Genomic DNA, 22,014 nt, shown 5'->3' with positions numbered 1-22,014 from the left:
TGGCACTAAAATAACGTGCGGTTAGTACCTCCCACATTCTGCCGTCGGACAGTCAAGGGTAAGAAGCTTTCCTATCCGATTTATTATGATATGGAAGATGAGAAATTTCAGGGAGGATTGTCAAATAAGAAACTAGGAGAAATTGCCGATACTTTTATAAAGACACTGGACAGCGCAGGTTATAAGAATGTCGGTGTTTATGCAAATAAATACTGGTTTACTTCACGGCTGACAAGCAGTGTATTTGATAAATATCCAAGATGGGTTGCACAGTATAATTACCGCTGTGATTATGACGGAACTTATCATATGTGGCAGAGTACAGATTCAGGAAAGGTCAGTGGAATCGGTACAAATGTAGATCTGAATTTTAAAATAGGCTCATGGAACGTCAATGCACTGCAGACGACAGCTGTTTCGTCAATGAAGCTGAATAAGACAAGCCTGAAGCTTAAGAACGGTTCTTCCTATACATTGAAAAAATCAATCGCGCCATCCAATGCTTCCAACAAAACGGTGACATGGACCAGTTCCAATAAAAAAGTGGCAGCTGTTTCTTCCGGGGGAAAGATCACTGCAAAGGGCGTGGGGAAAGCAACGATCACAGCGAAGACATCCAACGGGAAAAAGGCAGTCTGCAAGGTTACGGTACGGCCCAGGACGAACAAAATTAAAAAGCTTAAAAAATCGGGAAGGAAAAGCATTAAGGTTACCTGGTCAAAAGTTAGCGGTACTACAAAATATCAGATTTATATGTCAAAAAAGAAATCTTCCGGATATAAAAGGGTAAAAACTGCATCAGCTAAAACATTCAGTTTTACCAAAAAAGGACTGAAGAGAGGCAAACGTTACTATTTTAAAATACGTTCTTATAAAACAGTTGGAAAAACCAAGTATTACAGCAGCTACAGTCCAATCAAATCAATAAAAAGATAGGAATAAAAAGCAATAAAAAAGATCCTGAAAAGGATCTTTTTTATTGCTTTTGAATATCGAAACTAAAGAATGATTTATTTAATGGTGACGGTGTTATCGTATCTCTGATAAGTATAGTTTTTAGATTTATATTTGTAGATAATCGTCAGGCGGTCCGGGCTGATGTATAAATACTGGACTTTACTAAAGTCAATGTCACTTCCCAAATAATGCATGAAGGAATCCTTAAAATCGGTATCTATGGTGGTACCCTGCTCATGGCTCCAGTCGGCTCCCGAAGAATAGATTACTTCACCATTTTTACTGTTGTTGTCAGCATAAACCTCCGCATAGGCAGAAGTAGCAGCGTTTGCGATCAGCTTTAAATCCGCATGGGCCGAGCGTTTGTTGGCTCTGTCTATGTACCCGGTCAGAGTCGGCACCAGCAAAGCGATCAGGATCGCCAGAATAACCAGCACGACGATTAATTCAACTAAAGTAAATCCTTTTTTTGTTCCCTCTTAAACGATTCATATAAACCCCATCCTTTGTCGTTTGTTTTTTTTAATTATATCACAGGAGAATGAAAATTTATACCCACAGGCGGACAACTTGTGATATAATAGTCCTACAAATGTAGGATTATCGAAAGGGGACAGGGATGAAGAAAAGTTTTTTAAGAGCGGCAAAGAAAGTTTTCGCGGTACTTTTGACTGTCAGTTTGATGTCGGCTGCACTGCCGGTACTCGTAAACGGTAACCAATCAGAACCTAAACAGAAGGAAGGACAGGGAGCAGAGAACAGCTGGCGTTACAAAAACGGTACACCGATCTATCCCGGACAGTCTTTCAGCAGAGCTTCAAAACCATATTCAAATGCCTGGAATAAAGTCAACGGCATGTTTGTCAATGATCTGGGGAATCCGATTCCGGGAGCAGTGAAAAAGGGGATAGATGTCAGTCAGCATCAGGGAAAGATTGACTGGGAGATGGTGAAAATATCAGGGATTGATTTTGCTGTTATCCGGTGTGGGTATGGAATGGATCAAACAGACCAAGACGATGATCAATGGCTGCGGAATGTATCAGAATGTGAGCGTCTGGGCATTCCCTATGGAGTTTACCTTTATTCCTATGCAGACACAGTAGAGAAGGCGAAAAGTGAGGCAGATCATGTTATTCGTCTGATTAAGGATAAAAAATTATCATATCCTGTTTATTACGACTTGGAAGATGATTCTTTATTAAAGCTTTCAAATTCCAAATTGGCACAGATTACAGAGGCATTTGCCGGAAGATTAAAGGCAAACGGTTATAGCAAAGTAGGAATATATGCAAATAAAAATTGGTTTGAGAAGAAACTGACGAATAAGACATTTCAAAAATATCCAAAATGGGTTGCACAATATAGCAATCTGTGTACTTATTCCGGAAACTATGTTATGTGGCAGTGTACTAACAAAGGAACGGTCAATGGCATCAGAGGAAATGTGGATATAAACTTCCTGATCAGCAGCATTCCTGCAAAAAATATCAAACTGAATAAAAAGTCCCTGTCGCTGAAGAAAGGTTCCTACTATACACTGAAAAGTTACATAGAACCTAAGAACTCCTATCCTTCAGTTAAGTGGTCCAGCTCCAGTTCGTCTGTGGCATCGGTCAGTTCGTCAGGCAAAGTAACGGCGAAAAAGGTAGGGACAGCGGTTATCACCGGAAGAACAGGAAATGGAAAAAAGGCTTCCTGCAAAATTACGGTGATCCCAAAGACGAATAAAATAAAGAAGCTGAAGAAGAGCGGATCAAAGGGGATTAAAATAAGCTGGTCAAAAATTTCCGGCGTGTCTAAATATCAGATTTACATGTCCAGGAAAAAGTCTTCCGGTTTTAAAAGGATAGCAACTGTATCTGCAAAAAAAGCATCTTACACAAAAGGCAAGTTAAAAAAGAAAAAAAGGTACTATTTTAAAGTCAGATCGTATCAGACTGTAAAGAAAAAGAAAATTTACAGTAAATTTTCTAAAGTAAAATCTCTTAAGCGGTGATCTAAAGATATTCCTCTTGTAAAAGTGGCTTCTTTAGTGTAGATTAGCCTTACAGTCATTAAACATCAGGAGGATAAAGATATGATTATTGCATTGATCGCACATGACAAGAAAAAAGACGAGATGGTGGAATTTGCAAAGAAGCATAAAGAAACATTAGCAAAATATGACTTGGTCGCAACCGGTACAACCGGAAAACGGGTAGAGGAAGCCACAGGACTTCCGGTGAAGAAATATTTGTCAGGACCGTATGGAGGAGACCAGCAGCTGGGAGGCAGAATTGCAGAGGGAAAGATCGGACTGGTTGTTTTTTTCCGGGACCCACTGACTGCACAGCCCCATGAGCCGGACGTGTCTGCACTGCTTCGTGTCTGTGATGTGCACAAGGTACCGGCAGTCACCAACACTGCGGCGGCAGAACTGATGATTCAAATGTTTTAAACTGTCAGGACTGAGTATTTTGACTTGAAAAATGACAGATCATAGTGTATATTTATTTTGAAAGCTGTGCGACTGGCGGATAGTGGAGAAACCACGGGGAGCACGGCAGCAGAAATGCCGGCCGCCTGGGCAACTTTTATTTAGTGTGCCCAGGCGGCTTATTTTTACATAAAAAAGGTCTGCGAACCTTTCGTATGGAATGAAAATCTCTCTGCGAAGCTGCACACAGATACAAAAGGAGGATACAGGACAATGAAGATGTTGTCATTAGAAAACGAGTTAAAAGGGAATTCATACCCTGGAAGAGGAATTGTGATCGGGAAGTCACCAAACGGGGCCTATGCAGTGACTGCATATTTTATCATGGGAAGAAGCGAAAACAGCAGAAACCGTGTGTTTATTGAGGACGGAAAAGGTATCCGGACACAGGCTTTTGATCCGTCAAAGCTGAGTGATCCGAGCCTTATCATCTATGCTCCGGTCAAGGTATTAGGAAATAAAACAATCGTGACCAACGGAGACCAGACGGATACGATCTACGAGCTCATGGATAAACAGCAGACATTTGAACAGGCATTGAGGACGAGAGAGTTTGAGCCGGATGCACCGAATTATACTCCGCGTATTTCAGGCATTATGCATGTGGAAAACGGAACCTACAACTATGCAATGTCTATTTTAAAGAGCAATAACGGTAATCCGGATGCATGTAACCGGTATACATTTGCCTATGAGAATCCGGTAAGCGGGGAGGGACATTTCATTCATACCTATATGCAGGACGGAGATCCGCTTCCGAGTTTTGAGGGAGAGCCTAAATTAATCGGTTTAGACGATGATATTAATGCGTTTACAAGCCGTGTGTGGGAAAGCCTGAATGAAGACAACAAAGTATCTCTGTTTGTGCGCTACATTGATATCAAAACAGGAGAATATGAAACAAGGATCGTGAACAAGAATCGATAGGAGGAGACCATGAAGGAATTAGAATTAAAATACGGATGCAATCCGAATCAGAAGCCGTCAAGAATTTACATGGAAGACGGTGAACTGCCGATCAAAGTGTTAAGCGGCAAACCGGGATATATTAATTTTCTCGATGCATTAAACGGATGGCAGCTGGTGAAGGAACTAAAAAAAGCGACCGGGCTTCCGGCGGCAGCTTCCTTTAAGCACGTCTCTCCTGCAGGCGCTGCGGTAGGGCTTCCGATGACTGATGTGGAAAAGAAGATTTACTGGGTAGATGACATGGATATGGAATTTACTCCTCTTGCCAATGCATATGCCAGGGCGAGGGGGGCTGACCGTATGTCTTCCTTCGGAGATTTCATTTCACTTTCCGATGTGTGTGATGCGGCAACAGCCAAAATTATAAAAAGAGAGGTGTCTGACGGGGTTATCGCACCGGGATATGACGCAGACGCTCTTGAAATTTTAAAAGAAAAGAAAAAAGGAAACTATAACGTGATCGAGATTGATCCGGATTATGTGCCGGCTCCGGTGGAGCGCAAGGAAGTGTTCGGTGTTACTTTTGAGCAGGGCAGAAATGAACTGAACATTGACAAGGATTTCTTTAACGATATCGTGACAGAGAATAAAGAACTGCCTGACTTTGCTAAAATTGACTTGGCGATTGCAATGATCACATTAAAGTATACCCAGTCTAATTCCGTATGCTACGCAAAGGGCGGACAGGCCATCGGCATCGGTGCGGGACAGCAGTCCAGAATCCACTGTACCCGTCTGGCAGGACAGAAAGCGGACAACTGGTATCTGCGCCAGGCTCCGAAAGTCATGGGACTTGAGTTCGTGGACGGTATCCGACGTGCGGACCGTGACAATGCCATTGACTTGTATATCGGAGACGACTATATGGATGTTTTAGCCGACGGGGCTTGGGAAAATATCTTTAAAGTAAAACCGGAAGTGTTTACGAGAGAAGAAAAGCGTGAATGGCTGGATCAGATGACGGGTGTGGCATTGGGATCAGATGCGTTTTTCCCGTTTGGCGATAATATCGAAAGGGCACACAAAAGCGGCGTTTCTTATGTGGCTGAGCCGGGAGGCTCCATCAGAGATGACCATGTCATTGCCACATGCAATAAATATAACATGGTGATGTGTTTTACGGGAATCCGTTTATTCCATCATTAGAAGATATAAGAAGGAGAGAAATCAAGCTGGTTTCTCTCCTTCTGTATTATAGGGTCTGGCAGTAAATATGAATGGCCTTTGAGACGAAACGGGCGGTTCCCTCTCCGCCGGCACGGTCTATAGACTCTTTCATCCTGTCATCACAGACGTACATTTCGCCCAGAGAGGCCAGAATATCGTCTGTACAGGTATAATATTGATCCGTAATAGACTGTTTGAGGAGCTCAACCTGGTGCATCACCGGTTCGGAGGCCGGGTCTTCGTTTATGAGACGGCCAAATTCCGCAAAGTTTGCCATAAACTTGGTATTCATGACCTTCCAGTCCTCCTCTGTATAAGTTTTTGCTTTCTGCTCATATTCACGGAAAGCATCGGTACCGCCCCAGCTTTTTCTGGCCTCGGATTTATAGCTTTCCAGCGTTTCTTTGTTCAATGTCTGATAATTCAATGATTCCACTCCTAACTTTTGAATTCCAAGAGCGAAGTCGATCAGATGTTCCAGCCGGTCCTTTTTAAGCCTCAAAAGCTGTATCTGCTGATCTAATGCTTTTTGGCGGTCAAAATCCGGACGATCCAGGATCTCTCTGATGTCCTTTAATGAGAATTCAAGTTCCCGGAACAGTAAAATATGTTGAAGGCGTTCCAAAGCTTTGGTGCCGTACAGCCGGTAGCCAGCCTCCGTGACACGGTCGGGACATAAAAGTCCGATCTCGTCATAATAGTGGAGAGTGCGCACACTGATACCGGTTAATCTGCTTACTTCTCTTACTGTTTTCATCTTGGTCTCCTCCTCCTGGTAAGTACAGAATAGCCTATCACGCTGCATGAGAGTCAAGAGATAAAATAGATTAAAGGAATTCTGTCATGTGTTTGCGGTACCAGAGCGGCATCATGGTTTTCTGACAGCGGGGATTTTTTCTGGCTTCTACACCGATCGTCTCAAAAAATACTTTCCAGAGATCTGTGTAAAGATCAGAAATCTCAGAGGTCTTCAGACGGTTTAATTCATCCTCTGAGAGGGTGGTCATATAGTAATCATGATCACAGGGATGAACGACGGCAGTTTTCCGGTTATCGTCGATGATCATCCAGTTCTCGGAGGGCATGCGGTCCGTAAACTGGGGAGCCAGGATGGTCAGGACATCACACTTGGGTTCAATATGGGAGATAAGAACATGATCTATTTCGGAAAAACGCAGAAACTCCCGGAATAAGTGAGCTTCATTCATAACTTTACGGTCCAGTTCAAACAAATTCATCACAGCAGGCTCCTGCAGCATATTGACAACGGCAGGCCCATAGTGAAACCCATAGATCAGGAACCGGTAGATCATATCCAGCTTTTCTTCCTGAAAAGACATGGCAGCGCGGTATACCATCTGGTAGGCGCGAAAAGAGATCTTTTTTTGGATGGAACGGATGACACTGGCGGTCTGATCGGGATCGTGATCTACATGGCGGTAATCACAGAACAGTTCCAGATTCCCTATGGGTTCAGTTTTTAATCGGATGTTTTTGTGGCCTAAGCGGGATGCCCAGGCAGTGTATATACAGGACATCATATCCTCAAACGTATCTTTGCAGGTGAAAATGGTCATGCGTTTTCTCCATTATTTTCAGTCGGCCGTTTTTCAGGCAAATATTAAAACTGTTACTGGTTTTTATATTTGTCCGCTCAGAGACTTGCAGGTATCTTCGGCTGAGGGGGCCGATGCAAAATTCTTATCGTCAAACAGGGACAGCTGTTCATAGGTCTGGGGATGATCAATCTCCCAGGACTTTTTGTAATCCTCTCCGATCAGCTGACGGGTGATGAAGTTCTCCTCGATCGGGATATGAAACATCATCTTTCCGTTACAGGTTATAAAATACTTGGCCCGTTTCAGGACGATCCCCATCTTTTTCAGGTTTTCAAATGTCAGGGAGCGCTGTCGGCGGCTCTTGACAATACGGTAGGCGGATTTGGTGCCGATGCCGGGAACTCTCAGAAGATCTGCGTAGCTGGCGCGGTTGATCTCCACAGGGAAAAGCTCCAGGTGCCGCAGTGCCCAGTCGCACTTGGGGTCCAGCATGATATTGAAGTTGGGCCTGTCAGTACTCAGCAGTTCCTCTGCATGAAAGCCGTAAAACCTCAGCAGCCAGTCGGCCTGATAGAGACGATGTTCCCTTAACAGAGGAGGGGCGGTATCCAGGGAGGGAAGGCGGGAATCTTCATTGAGCGGGACATAGGCTGAGAAGAAGACACGTTTCAGATCAAACTTCTGGTACAGCTGCTGAGTGACAGAAAGAAGCTGAAGATCATTCTCTGCGGTAGCTCCAACGATCATCTGAGTGCTCTGCCCGGCGGGGACAAAGGGTGCATTCTTGTCCTTAGCGGGCGGGAGGAAAGAGTTTGATGCCAGCTGTCTGTGCTCCTCGATGCGGCCGGATCGGACATCATCGAAGATCGTGTGCTTTAGACTGCGGTTGCCGCCGAAGCGTTCCATCATAGGGTCCTTGCCGATGGACAGCCGGTGATCTGCGATGCCGGAACGGATCTGTTCCATGGGTTTTAAGATCGTTTTCTGTGTCTTGTGAGGGGCCAGATCCTTCAGTCCTTCCGGTGTGGGCAGTTCCAGATTAATGCTGACGCGGTCCGCGAGATATCCGATGGATTCCAGAAGTTCTTCCGGCGCTCCGGGAATGGCTTTCACATGGATATAGCCGTTGAAATGATACTGATTTCTTAACATAGACAGTGTCCGACACATGAGTTCCATCGTATAGGAAGGACTCTTTACCACACCGGAACTTAGAAACAGCCCTTCGATATAGTTTCGGCGGTAGAACTCGATGACTAAGCGGCAGACTTCTTCCGGGGTGAACGTAGTGCGCACCCGGTCATTGGACGAGCGGTTTAAGCAGTACCTGCAGTCGTAGATACATTCATTACTTTGAAGTATCTTTAAAAGGGAGACACAGCGGCCGTCGGATGCAAAGCTGTGGCAGATGCCTGCAGCCACTCCGTTGCCCAGTTTTCCCTTTTCACCTCTGCGGTCGGCTCCACTGGACGTGCAGGCTACGTCGTACTTGGCTGCGTCTGCTAGAATTGTTAGCTTCTCCTGCAATGACAGGGAAGGACTGATAGTTTCCATAATCCACCTCACAATATCGAATGTTTGTTCTCTTATTCTAGCATAGTGCCATATAAAAAGCAAGGAGGAAAAGAACAAAAGTTCGGGTGAAAAGAAGTTGCGGCAATGTATTGGTAAATGGTATTATTATACTTAACGGAAAAACAATTCAGAAGGATGAGGGTTTGTATGAATCAAAAAAATAAAACGAAGCTCGGCAAGGCAGCGTTGTTCGGTTCTGCACTGATATGGGGCAGTTCCTTTTTTATTATGAAAAATACCATTGCTAATGTCCCGGAAAATTTTCTGCTTGGGACAAGATTTTTAGCAGGGGCATTGCTCTTGTGTATCTTTTTTCATAAGAGACTGGGGAAAATAGATAAAAGTTACTTTAAGACAGGATTTGTGCTGGGAGGATTTTGGTTCTGGGCTTACTGGTTCCAGACCGAAGGACTGTATCACACGACGCCCGGAAAGAATGCATTTTTAACGGCGATCTACTGTGTGGCAGTCCCTTTTGTCACATGGATATGGCAAAAGAAGAAGACTACAAAGCAAAACTTCCTGGCCGCATTGATCTGCATTACGGGTATTGGACTGATTTCACTGGATGGGAACCTTAGTATAGGAATCGGTGATGGATTGACTCTGGTGGGAGGCCTTTTATTTTCCCTTCATATTGCCTATCTTGGCATGAAAAGCGGTCAGAAAGATCCGGTGCTGCTGACGATCGTGCAATTTTTATTTGCTGGACTCTGGGGTGCAGGGATTTCTGTATTTACCGAAGACATCAGTGCTATCCACTGGACGGTCGGACAGGCAGGAAGCCTGGCCTATCTGGTGATCATGTGTACGGCTGTGGCTGTTACCTTTCAGAGTATAGGGCAGAGCCGGGTGAGTTCATCTTCCGCATCTCTGATCCTGAGTCTGGAGTCCGTGTTCGGTGTGCTTTTCAGCGTGATTTTTTATGGTGAGAAGGCGACGGTGAAGATCCTGATCGGTTTTGCCCTGGTGATGGCGGCGATTTTGATCTCGGAGACGGATTTGGGCAGAAAGTCCGGGCACACCGAAAATAATGAAAAAAAACGCATTAATAAGAAAACAGCAAATGTGGTATAATTTATCATGAACAGTGAAATATTTTCCGCCTGTGTGCACGGCGGATCAAGCATAAAATAAAGAACGAATTTCGGAGGCTATGATGAAGAATTATGAATTGGTAAAAGAAGAACAGATCAAAGAGCTGAATGGAACCGGGTATGTGTACCGCCACAAAAAGACAGGGGCCAGGGTTGTGGTAGTATCCAACGAAGATGACAACAAGGTATTCCAGATTGGATTTAAGACACCGCCGAAGGATGACACCGGAGTTCCTCATATCATGGAACACTCTGTACTCTGCGGCTCCAGAGAGTTTCCATTAAAAGACCCGTTTGTGGAACTGGTCAAAGGGTCCCTGAACACATTTTTGAATGCAATGACCTATCCGGATAAGACGGTATATCCGGTGGCAAGCTGCAATGACAAAGACTTTTTTAATCTGATGCATGTGTATTTAGATGCGGTATTTTACCCGAATATCTATACGAAACCCGAAATCTTAAAACAGGAGGGATGGCATCACTCTCTTGAATCAGAAGATGCGCCCGTAATCTACAACGGCGTCGTTTACAACGAAATGAAGGGTGTGTTCTCATCTCCGGATCAGCAGCTGGCGCGTCTGATCCAGAAGTCCCTGCTCTCAGACACTCCGTATGGATTTGAATCCGGAGGCGACCCGGAAGCGATCCCGGAACTCAGCTATGAGCAGTTTTTGGATTTCCACAGGACTTACTATCATCCGTCCAACAGCTATATTTATTTATACGGGGATATGGATGCGGAAAAGTACCTGACATTCATAGACGAACATTATCTGTCTGATTTTGAAAAGAAGCAGGTGGACACATCCTGGAAGCCCCAGGAAGCCTTTAAAGAAGTAAAGAGAGTGGAGGCAGTATATCCGGTCAGCGAGCAGGATGAGATACAGAACAAAACGTTTCTCTCCTATAATGCAGTGATAGGGACAAGTCTTAATAAAGAACTGTATATCGCATTTCAGATTCTTGACAGGGCACTGTTCTCTATGCAGGGCGCGCCGGTGAAAAAGGCTCTGATGGAAGCCGGGATCGGCAAGGACATCAGCAGTTCCTATGACAATGGGATCGAACAGCCTGTGTTTTCCGTGGTGGCCCAAGAGGCAGATGAGGAAAAAGAGGCAGACTTTGTGCGCATCATCGAGGACACCCTGCGTAAGATTTCTAAAGAGGGGATTCAGAGACGAAGCCTGGAATCTGCGCTGAATTATTATGAGTTCCAGTATAAAGAGGCTAATTTCGGCAGATTTCCAAAGGGACTGATGTATGGACTTCAGATGTATGACAGCTGGCTCTATGACGATCATGAGCCGTTTATGCATATCAAGACCAACGATGTGTTTGAGTTTTTGAGAAAACAGCTGGACGGAAGTTATTTTACGGATTTGATTGAAACTTATCTTCTGTCCAATACACATAAATCCATTGTGGTGCTGAAGCCGGAGAGGGGCCTTCAGAGCCGGAAGGACCAGAAGACGGCGCAGAAGCTGAAGGAATTCAAAGAAAGTCTTTCAGAAGAAGAGATCAGGCAGCTCGTTCAGGCTACAAAAGAGCTGAAAGAATATCAGGAGGCGGCAACTCCGAAAGAGGACCTTGAAAAGATCCCGCTTCTGGATATTAAGGATATCAAGAAGGAGATCCGGCCTCTTTGCAATGAAGAAGTATCAGTGGACGGAGTTAAGGTGATCTGGCATCCATATTTTACAAATGGTATCTGCTATCTGAAGATCGTATTCGACATGTCAGAGGTTCCGGCAAGGCTCGTGCCTTATGTGTCTCTCATGTCAGAAGTATTCCGAAGCGTAGATACTAAGAAGCACAGCTACTTTGAGCTTGGAAATGAAATCGGTATTGAGACCGGAGGCATGGTGACGACGATGGACGTTCTGCCGGCCGGTGCTGAAGGTGTAAAAAGTTATTTTGTCATCAGGACAAAGTGTTTTTATGAAAATGCAAAAAAGGCATTTGAACTCATGGAAGAGATCCTGTTTGAGAGCAAACTGGAGGACAAGAAACGTTTGAAAGAGATCATCGGGCAGATTTACACTAATATGAAGACAGATCTTACACAAGCCGGACACAAAACGGCATCCAACCGCGCCATGTCCTATTTTTCTCCTTATGCAAGGTATAAAGAACAGATCCAGGGCGTTTCCATGTTTGAGTTTGTAAAGGACTGGTATGAATCCTTTGAGCAGGAGAGCGGAAAGATCATTGACAGCATGAGAGAGGCGTGCAGATATATTTTCCGGAAGGAACATATGATGGTGAGTTACACAGGAAAAGAAAAAGAACCGTCCTTTTTGGAAGATGCGGTGCACAAGTTCTCAGCACGCATGTTTACCGGCGAATTAGCCAAAGAGGAGACAAAAATTCTTCCGGAGAAAAAGGAGGAGGGCTTCGCTACGGCGGGCGGTGTCCAGTATGTGGCCTGTGCAGGAAATTTTGCTGAGCAGGGTTATGAATATACGGGAGCCTTAAATGTTCTCCAGGTAATCTTTTCTTACGAGTATCTCTGGCTTAATATCCGTGTAAAAGGCGGAGCCTACGGATGCATGTGCAGCTTTATGCCTCAGGGAGACAGTATGTTTGTATCCTATCGGGACCCGAATCTCTTAGAGACTTACAAAGTCTACGAAAATGCGGCTGATTTTGTGGAGCATTTCGATATCGATGACCGTGACATGGTAAAATATATCATCGGAACGATCAGCAATATGGATACCCCGCTGGAGCCGGATGATCTGGGAGAGAGAAGCTTCCAGGCTTATCTTCTTGGAAGGACAGAAGAAGAACTTCAGAAGTACAGAGACCAGGTGCTGTCCTGCAGTCAGGAGACGATCCGTTCGCTGGCACCGTATGTGCGCTGTGTGGTGGATGCGGGAAATAATTGTACTATCGGAAATGAAGATAAACTGAGAGAAGCTGAGGATAAATTTAAAGAAATTAAACACGTATTTTAGGAAGGAATTTTATGAACACAGGAATGAAATCGGGATTTGTGACATTGATCGGCAGGCCAAATGTGGGGAAATCTACGCTGATGAACCAGCTGATCGGACAAAAGATCGCGATCACCTCGAAAAAACCCCAGACAACCAGGAACAGAATCCAGACCGTATTCACCGACGAGAGGGGACAGATTGTATTTTTGGACACTCCGGGGATCAACAGGGCAAAGAACAAGCTCGGCGACTATATGCTGAAAGTCGCCGAGAGGACTCTTAACGAGGTGGATCTTATTTTATGGCTGGTGGAGCCGACTACCTTTATCGGAGGCGGAGAGCGCTATATCATCGAACAGCTGGGCAAGGTGAAGACCCCGGTTATCCTGGTGATCAACAAGACGGACACGGTGAAGGACGAAGAGATCTTAAAAGCGATCACCACCTACAAAGATGTATGTGAATTTGCAGAGATCATACCGGTTTCCGCGCTGAAGGGACAGAACACGGATGATGTCACAGACAGCATTTTCAAATACCTTCCGGAGGGGCCGATGTTTTTTGATGAAGATACAGTCACGGACCAGCCGGAGCGGCAGATCTGCGCGGAGCTGATCAGAGAGAAGGCGCTGCGTCTTCTGGATCAGGAAATTCCGCATGGGATTGCGGTAGTCATCGACTCCATGAAAGAGAGAAGACACGGCCATATCATCGATATTGATGCGACGATCGTGTGCGAGAGAGACTCTCATAAAGGAATCATCATCGGAAAACAGGGCAGTATGTTAAAGAAGATCGGAAGCCAGGCCCGGATGGAGATGGAAAACCTTCTGGATATCAAAGTGAATCTTCAGCTGTGGGTGAAAGTGAAAAAGGACTGGCGTGACAGTGACATGCTTCTCAAAAATTACGGGTACAACAAGAAAGAAGTATAAAAAATGGGTCAGGAGATCAAAGTAACCGGTCTGGTACTGAACGCCGGAAATATCGGAGAATTTGATAAGAGAGTCACGCTTCTCACAAAGGAACGGGGAAGGATCACGGCGTTTGCGAGAGGGGCGAAAAAAGCCACCAGTCCATATGCCGCGGCCTGTCAGCCTCTGACATTCGGAGAGTTTTCACTGTATGAAGGAAGAAGCTCCTTTAATCTCATGTGGGCAGATGTAGGCCATTATTTTGAGGGCGTCAAGGAAGATCTTCTTTTGGTTTCCTATGGCAGTTATTTTTGTGAATTTGCATCTTATCTTACAAGAGAAAACAATGATGAAAAAGAGATTCTGAAGCTTCTTTACCTGAGTCTTAGAGCACTTGAAAAAAAGACCATAGATCCGAAGCTCATACGCAGAGTGTATGAAATTAAACTCATGGCTCTCTACGGACAGGGGATGGAAGTATTTTGCTGCACCCAGTGCGGCAGTACAGAGGACCTCAGTTACTTTGACAGCGGTTCGGGAGGGATTCTCTGCTCAAACTGCACAAAATCCGGGGGACGTACAGTACATATATCCGGATCTGCGGTATATACGCTTCAGTTTATTATAAGCAGCCCCCCGGAGAAGCTGTATACGTTCAGGGTCTCTAAGGAAGTTTTGAAGGAACTTGATTCTGTCAGCGAGTCATTTTTAAAACAGTATGTCAGCCATCATTTCAAGTCTCTGGATTTTTTGGAACTGCTTTGACTTTTTTAGCTTATCTCTTGAAAAAAGAGGGGTTACACGCTACAATAGAACAGATTATAGGAAATGAAGAAACGGTGAGGTAGAAACAATATGGAATTAACAATGGAGAAAATCGTAAATTTAGCAAAGGCCAGAGGTTTTGTGTACAGCGGATCTGAGATTTACGGCGGATTGGCAAATACATGGGATTATGGAAATCTTGGCGTGGAGCTTAAAAACAATGTAAAAAAAGCATGGTGGAAGAAATTTATTCAGGAAAGCCCGTATAATGTAGGTGTGGACTGTGCGATACTTATGAATCCGCAGACCTGGGTTGCTTCCGGACATCTGGGCGGGTTTTCCGACCCTTTGATGGACTGTAAAGAGTGCCACGAACGTTTCCGCGCAGATAAGATCATCGAAGATTATATGGATGAACACGGCATGGAGATTGAGGGCGGCTCTGTGGACGGATGGACCAAAGAAGAGATGGTGGATTTTATCAATGATCATGACATCGTATGCCCGTCCTGCGGAAAGAAAAATTTTACGGATATCCGTGAGTTCAACCTGATGTTCAAGACGTTCCAGGGTGTCACCGAGGATGCAAAAAATACAGTTTACCTGCGCCCGGAAACAGCTCAGGGTATTTTCGTAAACTTTAAAAACGTGCAGAGGACATCCAGAAAGAAGATCCCGTTCGGTATCGGACAGGTCGGAAAATCTTTCAGAAACGAGATCACTCCTGGAAACTTTACGTTCCGTACAAGAGAGTTTGAGCAGATGGAACTGGAATTTTTCTGCGAGCCGGATACAGATCTTGAATGGTTTGCCTACTGGAAAGAATTCTGTATCAACTGGTTAAAGACACTGGGCATCACCGATGACCAGATGAGAGTCCGTGACCATGGAAAAGAAGAACTGTCTTTCTACTCCAAGGCAACTTCAGATATCGAATTTTTATTCCCATTCGGATGGGGAGAACTGTGGGGTATCGCTGACCGTACAGATTATGACCTGACACAGCACCAGAATACTTCAGGGGAAGATCTGACTTACTTTGACGATGAAAAAAAAGAGCGCTACATTCCATATGTAATCGAGCCGTCTCTCGGAGCCGACCGTGTGACTCTTGCATTCTTATGCGCCGCTTATGACGAAGAAGAACTGGAAGGCGGAGACAAACGTACCGTCCTTCGTTTCCACCCGGCTATCGCACCGGTGAAGATCGGGGTGCTTCCTCTGTCCAAGAAATTAGCTGAGGGGGCAGGGAAAGTTTATGAGACGCTTGCGAAATACTACAACTGTGAGTACGATGAGCGCGGAAATATCGGAAAGAGATACAGAAGACAGGACGAGATCGGAACACCGTTCTGTGTGACATACGATTTCGATTCCGAAGAAGACGGAGCAGTAACCGTCAGAGACCGTGATACAATGGAACAGGAACGGGTGAAGATCGAAGATCTGAAAGAATACTTTGAGAAGAAGTTTGACTATTAAAAACTATCAAATAATTGGACCGGCGGGATTTGTTATCCAGCCGGTTTTTCTATTCTGTCAATATGGGTTCTGCACGATCATGCAGGAATCAACTTACATGGATTTTTGATACGCCAGACGTTCACTGCAGTCGTTCAGACAGATGATCCCACAGTATGAGAAACCATTTTTTTTGAGCAGATTCTGCATGACCTTGTTGTCACGGTGGGTATCGATCTTTAAATTTCCGCACTGTTCCAGAGCCCAGGAAAGACAAAAAGAAGCGCATCCTTTCTGTGTTGTTTTGGAAGCAAGTCTGTGTACAACACCGTAAGGGCTTTCATTTCTCCATTTACCGTCATAAATTTTTTTATAAGAAAAATCTTGCCCCATTTTATAAAAAAGACAGCTTGTATTTGTTCGTTTTCTATGCATACATAACTATTTCCAGCTTCTATATCCATGCGGATCATGGACTCTTCCGGATAATGTTCTCCCCATTGATCCGGGTTTCCATGCTGTTTCATAAATAGCCTGGCACCAGAATAGAGAGCCATGATTTCATTCAGCTGTTCGATTCTGGATTTCTGGATTTTCATCATAGATTCCTTTCCCTTTAAAAAGTAATAAATTTGGTTTTGTGTATCTTTTGATGCAGACAAATCATGGGGATGAATTTATAATTCTAGATACAGTCCGGCCGGTTCAAAGAGTTTCCAGCGAACAGTATTCCGTTAGTGCAGGCAGATCCCTGATCTCTATCTGTTTCCGGCGGGTGAGAATAATTTCCTGCTCCCGGAGCTGTGAAAGACCGCGGGTTACATGGATACGACTGATTCCAAGAAGATCGGAAAGATCATCCTGCGTCATGTCGATGTACAGATCCGGATGATCCGTCTCGTTTCCTGTGAGCAGGTAAAGCAGATTGCACAGACGGGTTAAGGAACTGTTGTATTCCTGATGTGCTGTTTCATAGAGCAGACGATTTACATACGTGGAATACCAATCTACAATATTGGCGCTCAGCTGAGGATTTGTCTCAAACATCTGCCGGAATTGCTCTTTTGTAAATTCCAGAACGTTCATATCCGAAACTGCTGTAGTTATGAGAGATTGTTCGATTTTATAGTCATGCTGGTGATAACCAGGGAACACGGTACCCTCCCCGTGGAAGGATATAATTTTCCTGTGGCCGTTTTCGTGTTCCATATAGTTTTGGGCAGCGCCTGAGATTATGTAATGAATTCTTTGGAAGGGTTCGCCGCTCTCCCACAGAAATTCACCCTTTCGAAAGAAACGTTTTTTATGAGGCTGAGTGAGAAAGTAACTGTAAAACTGTTTGAAATCATTGGCAAAAAAGTACCGAGGGGTAAGCATACAAAGACCTCCTTTTGCTCAAAGTGGTTTTTTTATTTTAACACTTTTTTGCTAATGTATCAAAAATGATTGATGAGTCAAAAGGAAGGAGATTAAAAAATGAAAAAAGTAAAAATTACAGTCTTGAGAACCATGTTTAATGAGGACCTGGCTGCCGAGTACGGTGCAGAAGGGCTTGCAGCATGTCCTTTTCACAGGGAGGGTCAAGTGTTTTACGCCGACTATGCAAAACCGGAAGGACTCTGCGATGAGGCGTGGAAGGCTATTTACCAGTATGTATTTGCACTGGCCCATGGAGCGGGAAATGAAGTGTTCTATTACGGAGACTGGATCAGAAAGCCGGGCACTGCCATATGCAGCTGCAATGGTTCGGCTCTTAGAATGCCTCACTCTAATCATGTGGAAAATGAACATAAATTTTATAGGAGAAGCATCCATCGAACAAAGGGGGCTATCCAACGATTGTTTTCTATTCTTCTTTTATTTTGGCGATCTCTTTAGCCATTTTTTTCTTCAAAGTGAGATTACTCTGGCGTGCGATCATGATCCGCTGTGCCTGCGGTGACCCCGCACCGTGCATGGATTCTGTACGGTATCCGACGGCTGCGCTTCCAAGAGTCAGATTTTCAATCAGCCTCATGATGCGAAGTCTGTTTTCTGTGGAGACGCCTGACACTCCGCGGAGATACTTTTCAACATAAGCGCCCAGCTTCGGATCTTTCAGATCTTTTTCGGAAGGAGCGGTAACCATCAGACCTCCTGCGATATCTTCTGCAAGACGTGCGATTTCATATGGAAAGCGGGTAACATTCTGTTTACATACATTGGCCAGAAGCAGATCGATCAGATAGTTTCCGGACCTGGTGGCTGCACCTTCGGCAGAACATGCGATGCCGCAGCAGTACAGGGTTTCGTTTAAATGGGTCATTTCGATCAGCTTGTCTTTTACATGGGAGGCACGTCCCGCTCCATTGTATTCTGCTGCAGCTGCAGACGCACCGATCAGGACATCGCCAACACCAACTTTACATCCGCCGTAGGACTGTCTGTGGTATCCGGCAAAACGCTCCACCAGAACCCCGGCAAAATCATATTCCCCATTTAAGAAAATACGGTCGTTTGGCACAAAGACATTATCAAACACAACCAGAGCTTCCATTCCTCCGTATTCGGAATTTCCTACATCCATTTGAGAGCCTTCTAATTTTCTTGTATCACAGGACTGTCGTCCGACAATCATAAAAATGCCATCAGAGTCTGTCGGCACTGTAAAAGAAACTGCATAGTCTTTGTCATCTTCGCCCATGGCTATGGTAGGCATGACCAGTACTTCATGTGAGTTGATAATTCCGGTTTGATGGGCTTTGGCTCCACGGACGACGATCCCGTCAGGCCGGCGTTCCACGACATGCAGAAAAAGGTCAGGATCGGCCTGAGCATGAGGAGCAAGGGAGCGGTCTCCTTTTGGATCTGTCATTGCACCGTCTGTGGTCAGATCCTTTTTCTGTGCATATTTTAAGAAGTTTTTAAAGTTTTCGTGGTAGCTGGTGCCGTATTTTTCATCCACCTCATATGTAGTACTGTAAACTGCATTAAACGCATCCATACCTACACAGCGCTGGAAACAGGCAGCGGTTTTTTGGCCGCACAGTCTCTGCATTTTCACTTTTTTAATCAAATCCCCGGCGCTTTGATGGATATGGGTAAAGCGGTTGATCTTTTCTCCTGTTTCAGAAGAAACTGCAGTCATCAGATCCTCATATTCCGGCATCTGTGCCAGGTCATAAGTCGCTTTTACAGAATTCAGGGACGGTCTTAAAATAGGATCATCCACCGGATGTTCAATTTTTTCCCCAAACATATAAACCTGAAGATTCAGTTTTCTCATGCTCTCCACATATTCGTTTCCTGTCATTAAAGCCATATGATCTTACCTTCCTTTCATAAACGGCGGAAGCTTTCTGCTCCCGAAAATAAGTTTGACATCAGAGTATATAGCAAAAAATGTGCCAAGTTTTTGGGAAACTGAAAAGCAATCGTTGGAGACATACCTGACAGAGATTATGTCTGTTTTTTCAGCAAGATAAAATATCTTTTGTGTTCAAGAAATGGAACAAAAAACAGTGATTATTTTATTTTTGGAACAATAGATGGGAGATTGTGCATAAAAGCAGGAGATGCCGGTTGGCATGGTATTTGCTATATATAAATATCAGGAGGTGATTGTGATGTTAAGGGAAATAGAGAAGGTGCTGGAAGAAGATGTGCGTCCATATTTGCTCGAACATGAAGGAAATGTCCGGATATCAGAATATAAAGAAGGTATTTTGAAAGTCCGCCTGACAGGACAGTGCTCCGGATGTCCATCCGCAGCCCTGACAACCGAAGAATTGATTGCAGAAGCGGTGAAAAAGAAAATACCTGAGGTAAAGGATGTAGTGCTGGTGAATGAGGTAAGTGATGACCTTATCGAAATGGCAAAAAAACTGATGAGCCATTCGGGAAAGCAGGGGGTGTCATGGAGATAGGGATAAAACACTGTCTGTTCCATATATGAAACAAATGAGCCGCGTAAACTTGGACGAAACTGCCCGGTGTGTTAAAATAAAACCAACGAATGATTCTTTTGAGAGAAGGAGAGAGAATGGACGGGAAGCAGGAAAAACCTCAGATTTTTTCAAATATACAGGAAGCCAGTGAGCGGCTGGATGCTATCATTGAGAATTCCTTCGATGGCATTTATATCACGGACGGCAGGGCAAACACAATCAAAGTCAATCGGGCATATGAGACGATCACCGGACTTGACAGAGCAGATATGCTCGGGAAAAACATGGAGGAACTGGAGCGCGGGAATGTAATTTCCGTGTCCGGTTCTCTTATGGCTATCAGGGAAAAAAGAGTGGTGACCCTGGAGCAGGAGTTTAAGACAGGAAAAAAGGCGGTCATAACAAGCAGCCCGATCTGCGACAAGGAAGGGCAGATCATCATGGTCGTCACAAATGTAAGGGACCTGACTGAGATTTATCATCTGAGAGAAGAAATGGGAAGGAAAAAACAGGAGGAAGAAAAACTCCGGCAGAAGCTCCGGCACGTCCAGGGGGAATTTTTCGGCAGCTGTATGGTGGCCCAGGATAAAAATACCCTGGATGCCTTGTTCTGGGCAGACAAAGTATCCGGGCTGGATGCAACGGTCATGCTGCTTGGGGAGACCGGAGTCGGAAAGGAAGAGTTCGCGAGATATATTTATCAGAACAGCAGGCGGAAAGACGGAAGTTTTATCAAAGTTAACTGCGGTGCAATTCCTCCCAATCTGTTGGAAAGTGAATTGTTCGGATATGAAAAGGGAGCATTCACGGGCGCCAGTAAAAACGGAAAGCTCGGTCTGTTTGAACTGGCAGATAAAGGAACCATTTTTCTCGATGAGATCGGGGAACTGCCGTTTGATATGCAGGTCAAGTTCCTGCGGGTTCTGCAGGAGCAGGAGGTGGAACGCATCGGAGGGAGCAGGCCGGTAAAGATCGATGTGAGAATTGTTGCGGCCACAAACCGGAATCTGGAAGAAATGGTGAAACAAAAAGCATTCAGGGAAGACCTGTTTTACCGTCTGATGGTATTTCCGATCCACATCCCGCCTTTGAGAGAGAGAAGAAAAGACATAGAGCCGCTTGCCAGGCTCTTTTTGGGACAGCTCAATAAGAAATACGGATTTCGGAAGGAGTTTACGTTTGAGGCTTTGGAACTGCTGAAGGAATACCGATGGCCGGGGAATATCAGGGAATTGAAAAATCTGGTTGAGAGGGCTGTGATCATCAGCAATGAGGACCTGATCGGACCGGAGAGTATCCCTGTAGAGACAGGGGAAAGAACACTTAAAGCAAAAAAACGGAAAAAAGAAAAGAGTACATCCATCGACCTGAAATCTGAACTTCACAGAATTGAACTTCAGTATATGGAACAGGCTTATAAAACATTTGGAAATGTGAGGGATGCAGCATTAAGCCTGGGGATGACAGCGCCGACCTTTGTGAGGAAACGGAAACAATATGCCGAAGAAAACAAATACCAGGTTCCCAATGGAAAAGCTGATTGAATGGGGTCTAATCGATATACGGGTAGAAGAGAATCAACGGTCGGTTGTCCGCTGGGGGAAGATCTTTTTATTATCCTAAGAAATTTGTAATATTTTCTGCATAGTTTTATCATACTTTTCTGGTATACTAAATCATATCAGGCAACAGGAAGGGAGAAACTATGAGAAAATTGGTATTCAATAAAAAGTTTTTGGCCGCAGTGGGGATTGTTCTGGCAGTGGGCGGATGCTTTTTTGTAAAGGGAAGGATGAATACAAAAGCTGCGGATGACAGCATTTTTGTTCAGAATATGAGCGTTCAGTACAAACAGTGCGAGGGAACTTCCAAAGAAATTCTGGAAGAAGATATCGACGAACATATCTCAGAGGAGATTATGGCGCTGGAGGAAAAGGGACATACCTACGAGATCGGCGAGGCCTTGTCCGCCAAAGACAGTGAGTTTATCCCGGTGATCAAGCAGATCAACGATGAGACTGCATATGAGGCCATCGGCGGAATCACAGTGAAAAATAAGAACTATGTCGTAAAGGTCAAATCGGCTCAGAAGATTACTGAGGAAGATGTGGAGAACGCACTGGAGGCGGTAAAGGACCAGTTAAACTAAATACAACATCAAAGATTTATACGAAGCACAGAGGGATTCCTTTTTAGCCGGGCG

At 44.7% G+C, this 22,014-nt stretch carries 21 protein-coding genes and 1 riboswitch; of the genes, 14 read left to right on the top strand and 7 right to left on the bottom strand.

Going from position 1 to position 22,014, the window contains the following annotated elements:
* Nucleotides 1-15 precede the first annotated feature (15 nt).
* On the top strand, nucleotides 16-936 hold the full coding sequence (locus tag DWV34_RS05015; protein WP_243000821.1) for an Ig-like domain-containing protein: 921 nt from the start codon (nucleotides 16-18) through the stop codon (nucleotides 934-936).
* A gap of 74 nt (nucleotides 937-1,010) precedes the next feature.
* Here DWV34_RS05015 and DWV34_RS05010 read toward each other — a convergent pair whose 3' ends face one another.
* Nucleotides 1,011-1,400, bottom strand: a complete 390-nt coding sequence (locus DWV34_RS05010; protein ID WP_083809551.1) for a type II secretion system protein — start codon at nucleotides 1,398-1,400, stop codon at nucleotides 1,011-1,013.
* Nucleotides 1,401-1,576: 176 nt separating this feature from the next.
* Between DWV34_RS05010 and DWV34_RS05005 the strand changes: the two genes are divergently transcribed.
* The 4 genes from DWV34_RS05005 (at nucleotide 1,577) to DWV34_RS04990 (ending at nucleotide 5,551) form a co-directional block, all read left to right on the top strand.
* Entirely contained in the window at nucleotides 1,577-2,956 is a 1,380-nt protein-coding gene (locus DWV34_RS05005) for a GH25 family lysozyme (RefSeq protein ID WP_009290265.1), read from the top strand.
* Between the two features lie 81 nt (nucleotides 2,957-3,037).
* A complete protein-coding gene (gene mgsA / locus DWV34_RS05000; protein ID WP_006568058.1) occupies nucleotides 3,038-3,397 on the top strand; it encodes a methylglyoxal synthase in 360 nt (119 codons plus the stop codon).
* A 58-nt stretch (nucleotides 3,398-3,455) separates the two neighbouring features.
* Nucleotides 3,456-3,535, top strand: a riboswitch (ZMP/ZTP riboswitch).
* A 114-nt stretch (nucleotides 3,536-3,649) separates the two neighbouring features.
* A complete protein-coding gene (locus tag DWV34_RS04995; protein ID WP_009290266.1) occupies nucleotides 3,650-4,363 on the top strand; it encodes an IMP cyclohydrolase in 714 nt (237 codons plus the stop codon).
* Between the two features lie 9 nt (nucleotides 4,364-4,372).
* Nucleotides 4,373-5,551 (top strand): phosphoribosylaminoimidazolecarboxamide formyltransferase, encoded by a 1,179-nt coding sequence (locus DWV34_RS04990; protein ID WP_009290267.1) that lies wholly within the window; start codon nucleotides 4,373-4,375, stop codon nucleotides 5,549-5,551.
* A 46-nt stretch (nucleotides 5,552-5,597) separates the two neighbouring features.
* Here DWV34_RS04990 and DWV34_RS04985 read toward each other — a convergent pair whose 3' ends face one another.
* From DWV34_RS04985 to DWV34_RS04975, 3 genes are all read right to left on the bottom strand, one after another.
* The gene (locus DWV34_RS04985) at nucleotides 5,598-6,329 is read right to left on the bottom strand and encodes a MerR family transcriptional regulator (RefSeq protein WP_006568061.1); all 732 of its coding nucleotides are present in this window, start codon (nucleotides 6,327-6,329) and stop codon (nucleotides 5,598-5,600) included.
* Nucleotides 6,330-6,399: 70 nt separating this feature from the next.
* Nucleotides 6,400-7,149 (bottom strand): TIGR03915 family putative DNA repair protein, encoded by a 750-nt coding sequence (locus DWV34_RS04980; RefSeq protein WP_022261303.1) that lies wholly within the window; start codon nucleotides 7,147-7,149, stop codon nucleotides 6,400-6,402.
* A 63-nt stretch (nucleotides 7,150-7,212) separates the two neighbouring features.
* Complete coding sequence (locus DWV34_RS04975; protein ID WP_009290269.1) at nucleotides 7,213-8,685, bottom strand: putative DNA modification/repair radical SAM protein; 1,473 nt, start codon at nucleotides 8,683-8,685, stop codon at nucleotides 7,213-7,215.
* 168 nt (nucleotides 8,686-8,853) lie between these two features.
* On the opposite strand from DWV34_RS04975, the gene DWV34_RS04970 reads away from it, so the two are divergent.
* From DWV34_RS04970 to DWV34_RS04950, 5 genes are all read left to right on the top strand, one after another.
* On the top strand, nucleotides 8,854-9,783 hold the full coding sequence (locus DWV34_RS04970; RefSeq protein WP_022261302.1) for a DMT family transporter: 930 nt from the start codon (nucleotides 8,854-8,856) through the stop codon (nucleotides 9,781-9,783).
* A gap of 79 nt (nucleotides 9,784-9,862) precedes the next feature.
* Entirely contained in the window at nucleotides 9,863-12,763 is a 2,901-nt protein-coding gene (locus tag DWV34_RS04965; protein ID WP_009290271.1) for an insulinase family protein, read from the top strand.
* 11 nt (nucleotides 12,764-12,774) lie between these two features.
* Entirely contained in the window at nucleotides 12,775-13,680 is a 906-nt protein-coding gene (era, locus tag DWV34_RS04960) for a GTPase Era (protein ID WP_009290272.1), read from the top strand.
* A gap of 3 nt (nucleotides 13,681-13,683) precedes the next feature.
* Nucleotides 13,684-14,424 carry a DNA repair protein RecO gene (gene recO / locus DWV34_RS04955; protein WP_009290273.1) on the top strand — a complete coding sequence of 247 codons (741 nt, stop codon included), beginning with the start codon at nucleotides 13,684-13,686 and terminating at the stop codon, nucleotides 14,422-14,424.
* Between the two features lie 90 nt (nucleotides 14,425-14,514).
* Nucleotides 14,515-15,906 carry a glycine--tRNA ligase gene (locus DWV34_RS04950; RefSeq protein WP_009290274.1) on the top strand — a complete coding sequence of 464 codons (1,392 nt, stop codon included), beginning with the start codon at nucleotides 14,515-14,517 and terminating at the stop codon, nucleotides 15,904-15,906.
* Between the two features lie 93 nt (nucleotides 15,907-15,999).
* On the opposite strand, the gene DWV34_RS04945 is transcribed toward DWV34_RS04950, so the two are convergent.
* Both DWV34_RS04945 and DWV34_RS04940 read right to left on the bottom strand, forming a co-directional pair.
* A complete protein-coding gene (locus DWV34_RS04945; protein ID WP_306799450.1) occupies nucleotides 16,000-16,320 on the bottom strand; it encodes a hypothetical protein in 321 nt (106 codons plus the stop codon).
* Between the two features lie 270 nt (nucleotides 16,321-16,590).
* Nucleotides 16,591-17,262 (bottom strand): Crp/Fnr family transcriptional regulator, encoded by a 672-nt coding sequence (locus DWV34_RS04940; RefSeq protein WP_006568071.1) that lies wholly within the window; start codon nucleotides 17,260-17,262, stop codon nucleotides 16,591-16,593.
* A 99-nt stretch (nucleotides 17,263-17,361) separates the two neighbouring features.
* Between DWV34_RS04940 and DWV34_RS04935 the strand changes: the two genes are divergently transcribed.
* Nucleotides 17,362-17,763: a TIGR04076 family protein gene (locus tag DWV34_RS04935; protein WP_243000819.1), complete on the top strand. Its 402-nt coding sequence runs from the start codon at nucleotides 17,362-17,364 to the stop codon at nucleotides 17,761-17,763.
* Here DWV34_RS04935 and DWV34_RS04930 read toward each other — a convergent pair.
* On the bottom strand, nucleotides 17,732-19,186 hold the full coding sequence (locus DWV34_RS04930; protein WP_009290278.1) for a 4-hydroxyphenylacetate 3-hydroxylase family protein: 1,455 nt from the start codon (nucleotides 19,184-19,186) through the stop codon (nucleotides 17,732-17,734). The two genes, DWV34_RS04935 and DWV34_RS04930, sit on opposite strands and share 32 nt — an antisense overlap.
* Before the next feature lie 304 nt (nucleotides 19,187-19,490).
* Between DWV34_RS04930 and DWV34_RS04925 the strand changes: the two genes are divergently transcribed.
* The 3 genes from DWV34_RS04925 (at nucleotide 19,491) to DWV34_RS04915 (ending at nucleotide 21,960) form a co-directional block, all read left to right on the top strand.
* On the top strand, nucleotides 19,491-19,790 hold the full coding sequence (locus tag DWV34_RS04925; protein ID WP_009290279.1) for a NifU family protein: 300 nt from the start codon (nucleotides 19,491-19,493) through the stop codon (nucleotides 19,788-19,790).
* A gap of 116 nt (nucleotides 19,791-19,906) precedes the next feature.
* On the top strand, nucleotides 19,907-21,355 hold the full coding sequence (locus DWV34_RS04920) for a sigma-54 interaction domain-containing protein (protein ID WP_009290280.1): 1,449 nt from the start codon (nucleotides 19,907-19,909) through the stop codon (nucleotides 21,353-21,355).
* 161 nt (nucleotides 21,356-21,516) lie between these two features.
* Complete coding sequence (locus tag DWV34_RS04915; RefSeq protein WP_006568076.1) at nucleotides 21,517-21,960, top strand: hypothetical protein; 444 nt, start codon at nucleotides 21,517-21,519, stop codon at nucleotides 21,958-21,960.
* The last annotated feature ends 54 nt before the right edge of the window (nucleotides 21,961-22,014 follow it).

The organism is Anaerostipes sp. AF04-45, assembly GCF_003461725.1.
Lineage (GTDB): Bacteria > Bacillota > Clostridia > Lachnospirales > Lachnospiraceae > Anaerostipes > Anaerostipes caccae.
Note: the sequence above shows the minus strand (reverse complement) of the source record. Positions and strands in the feature narration are given on the sequence as shown.

Bases quoted from the DNA above. Each gene is read 5' to 3' on its own strand.
- DWV34_RS04950 (WP_009290274.1), top strand. From the start codon at position 14,515: ATGGAATTAACAATGGAGAAAATCGTAAATTTAGCAAAGGCCAGAGGT.
- DWV34_RS04925 (WP_009290279.1), top strand. From the start codon at position 19,491: ATGTTAAGGGAAATAGAGAAGGTGCTGGAAGAAGATGTGCGTCCATAT.
- DWV34_RS04945 (WP_306799450.1), bottom strand. From the start codon at position 16,320: ATGCATAGAAAACGAACAAATACAAGCTGTCTTTTTTATAAAATGGGG.
- DWV34_RS04915 (WP_006568076.1), top strand. From the start codon at position 21,517: ATGAGAAAATTGGTATTCAATAAAAAGTTTTTGGCCGCAGTGGGGATT.
- DWV34_RS04980 (WP_022261303.1), bottom strand. From the start codon at position 7,149: ATGACCATTTTCACCTGCAAAGATACGTTTGAGGATATGATGTCCTGT.
- DWV34_RS04995 (WP_009290266.1), top strand. From the start codon at position 3,650: ATGAAGATGTTGTCATTAGAAAACGAGTTAAAAGGGAATTCATACCCT.
- DWV34_RS04985 (WP_006568061.1), bottom strand. From the start codon at position 6,329: ATGAAAACAGTAAGAGAAGTAAGCAGATTAACCGGTATCAGTGTGCGC.
- DWV34_RS05005 (WP_009290265.1), top strand. From the start codon at position 1,577: ATGAAGAAAAGTTTTTTAAGAGCGGCAAAGAAAGTTTTCGCGGTACTT.
- DWV34_RS04935 (WP_243000819.1), top strand. From the start codon at position 17,362: ATGAAAAAAGTAAAAATTACAGTCTTGAGAACCATGTTTAATGAGGAC.
- DWV34_RS04930 (WP_009290278.1), bottom strand. From the start codon at position 19,186: ATGGCTTTAATGACAGGAAACGAATATGTGGAGAGCATGAGAAAACTG.
- era (WP_009290272.1), top strand. From the start codon at position 12,775: ATGAACACAGGAATGAAATCGGGATTTGTGACATTGATCGGCAGGCCA.
- DWV34_RS04970 (WP_022261302.1), top strand. From the start codon at position 8,854: ATGAATCAAAAAAATAAAACGAAGCTCGGCAAGGCAGCGTTGTTCGGT.
- DWV34_RS04940 (WP_006568071.1), bottom strand. From the start codon at position 17,262: ATGCTTACCCCTCGGTACTTTTTTGCCAATGATTTCAAACAGTTTTAC.
- DWV34_RS04975 (WP_009290269.1), bottom strand. From the start codon at position 8,685: ATGGAAACTATCAGTCCTTCCCTGTCATTGCAGGAGAAGCTAACAATT.
- DWV34_RS04965 (WP_009290271.1), top strand. From the start codon at position 9,863: ATGATGAAGAATTATGAATTGGTAAAAGAAGAACAGATCAAAGAGCTG.
- recO (WP_009290273.1), top strand. From the start codon at position 13,684: ATGGGTCAGGAGATCAAAGTAACCGGTCTGGTACTGAACGCCGGAAAT.
- DWV34_RS04990 (WP_009290267.1), top strand. From the start codon at position 4,373: ATGAAGGAATTAGAATTAAAATACGGATGCAATCCGAATCAGAAGCCG.
- DWV34_RS04920 (WP_009290280.1), top strand. From the start codon at position 19,907: ATGGACGGGAAGCAGGAAAAACCTCAGATTTTTTCAAATATACAGGAA.
- mgsA (WP_006568058.1), top strand. From the start codon at position 3,038: ATGATTATTGCATTGATCGCACATGACAAGAAAAAAGACGAGATGGTG.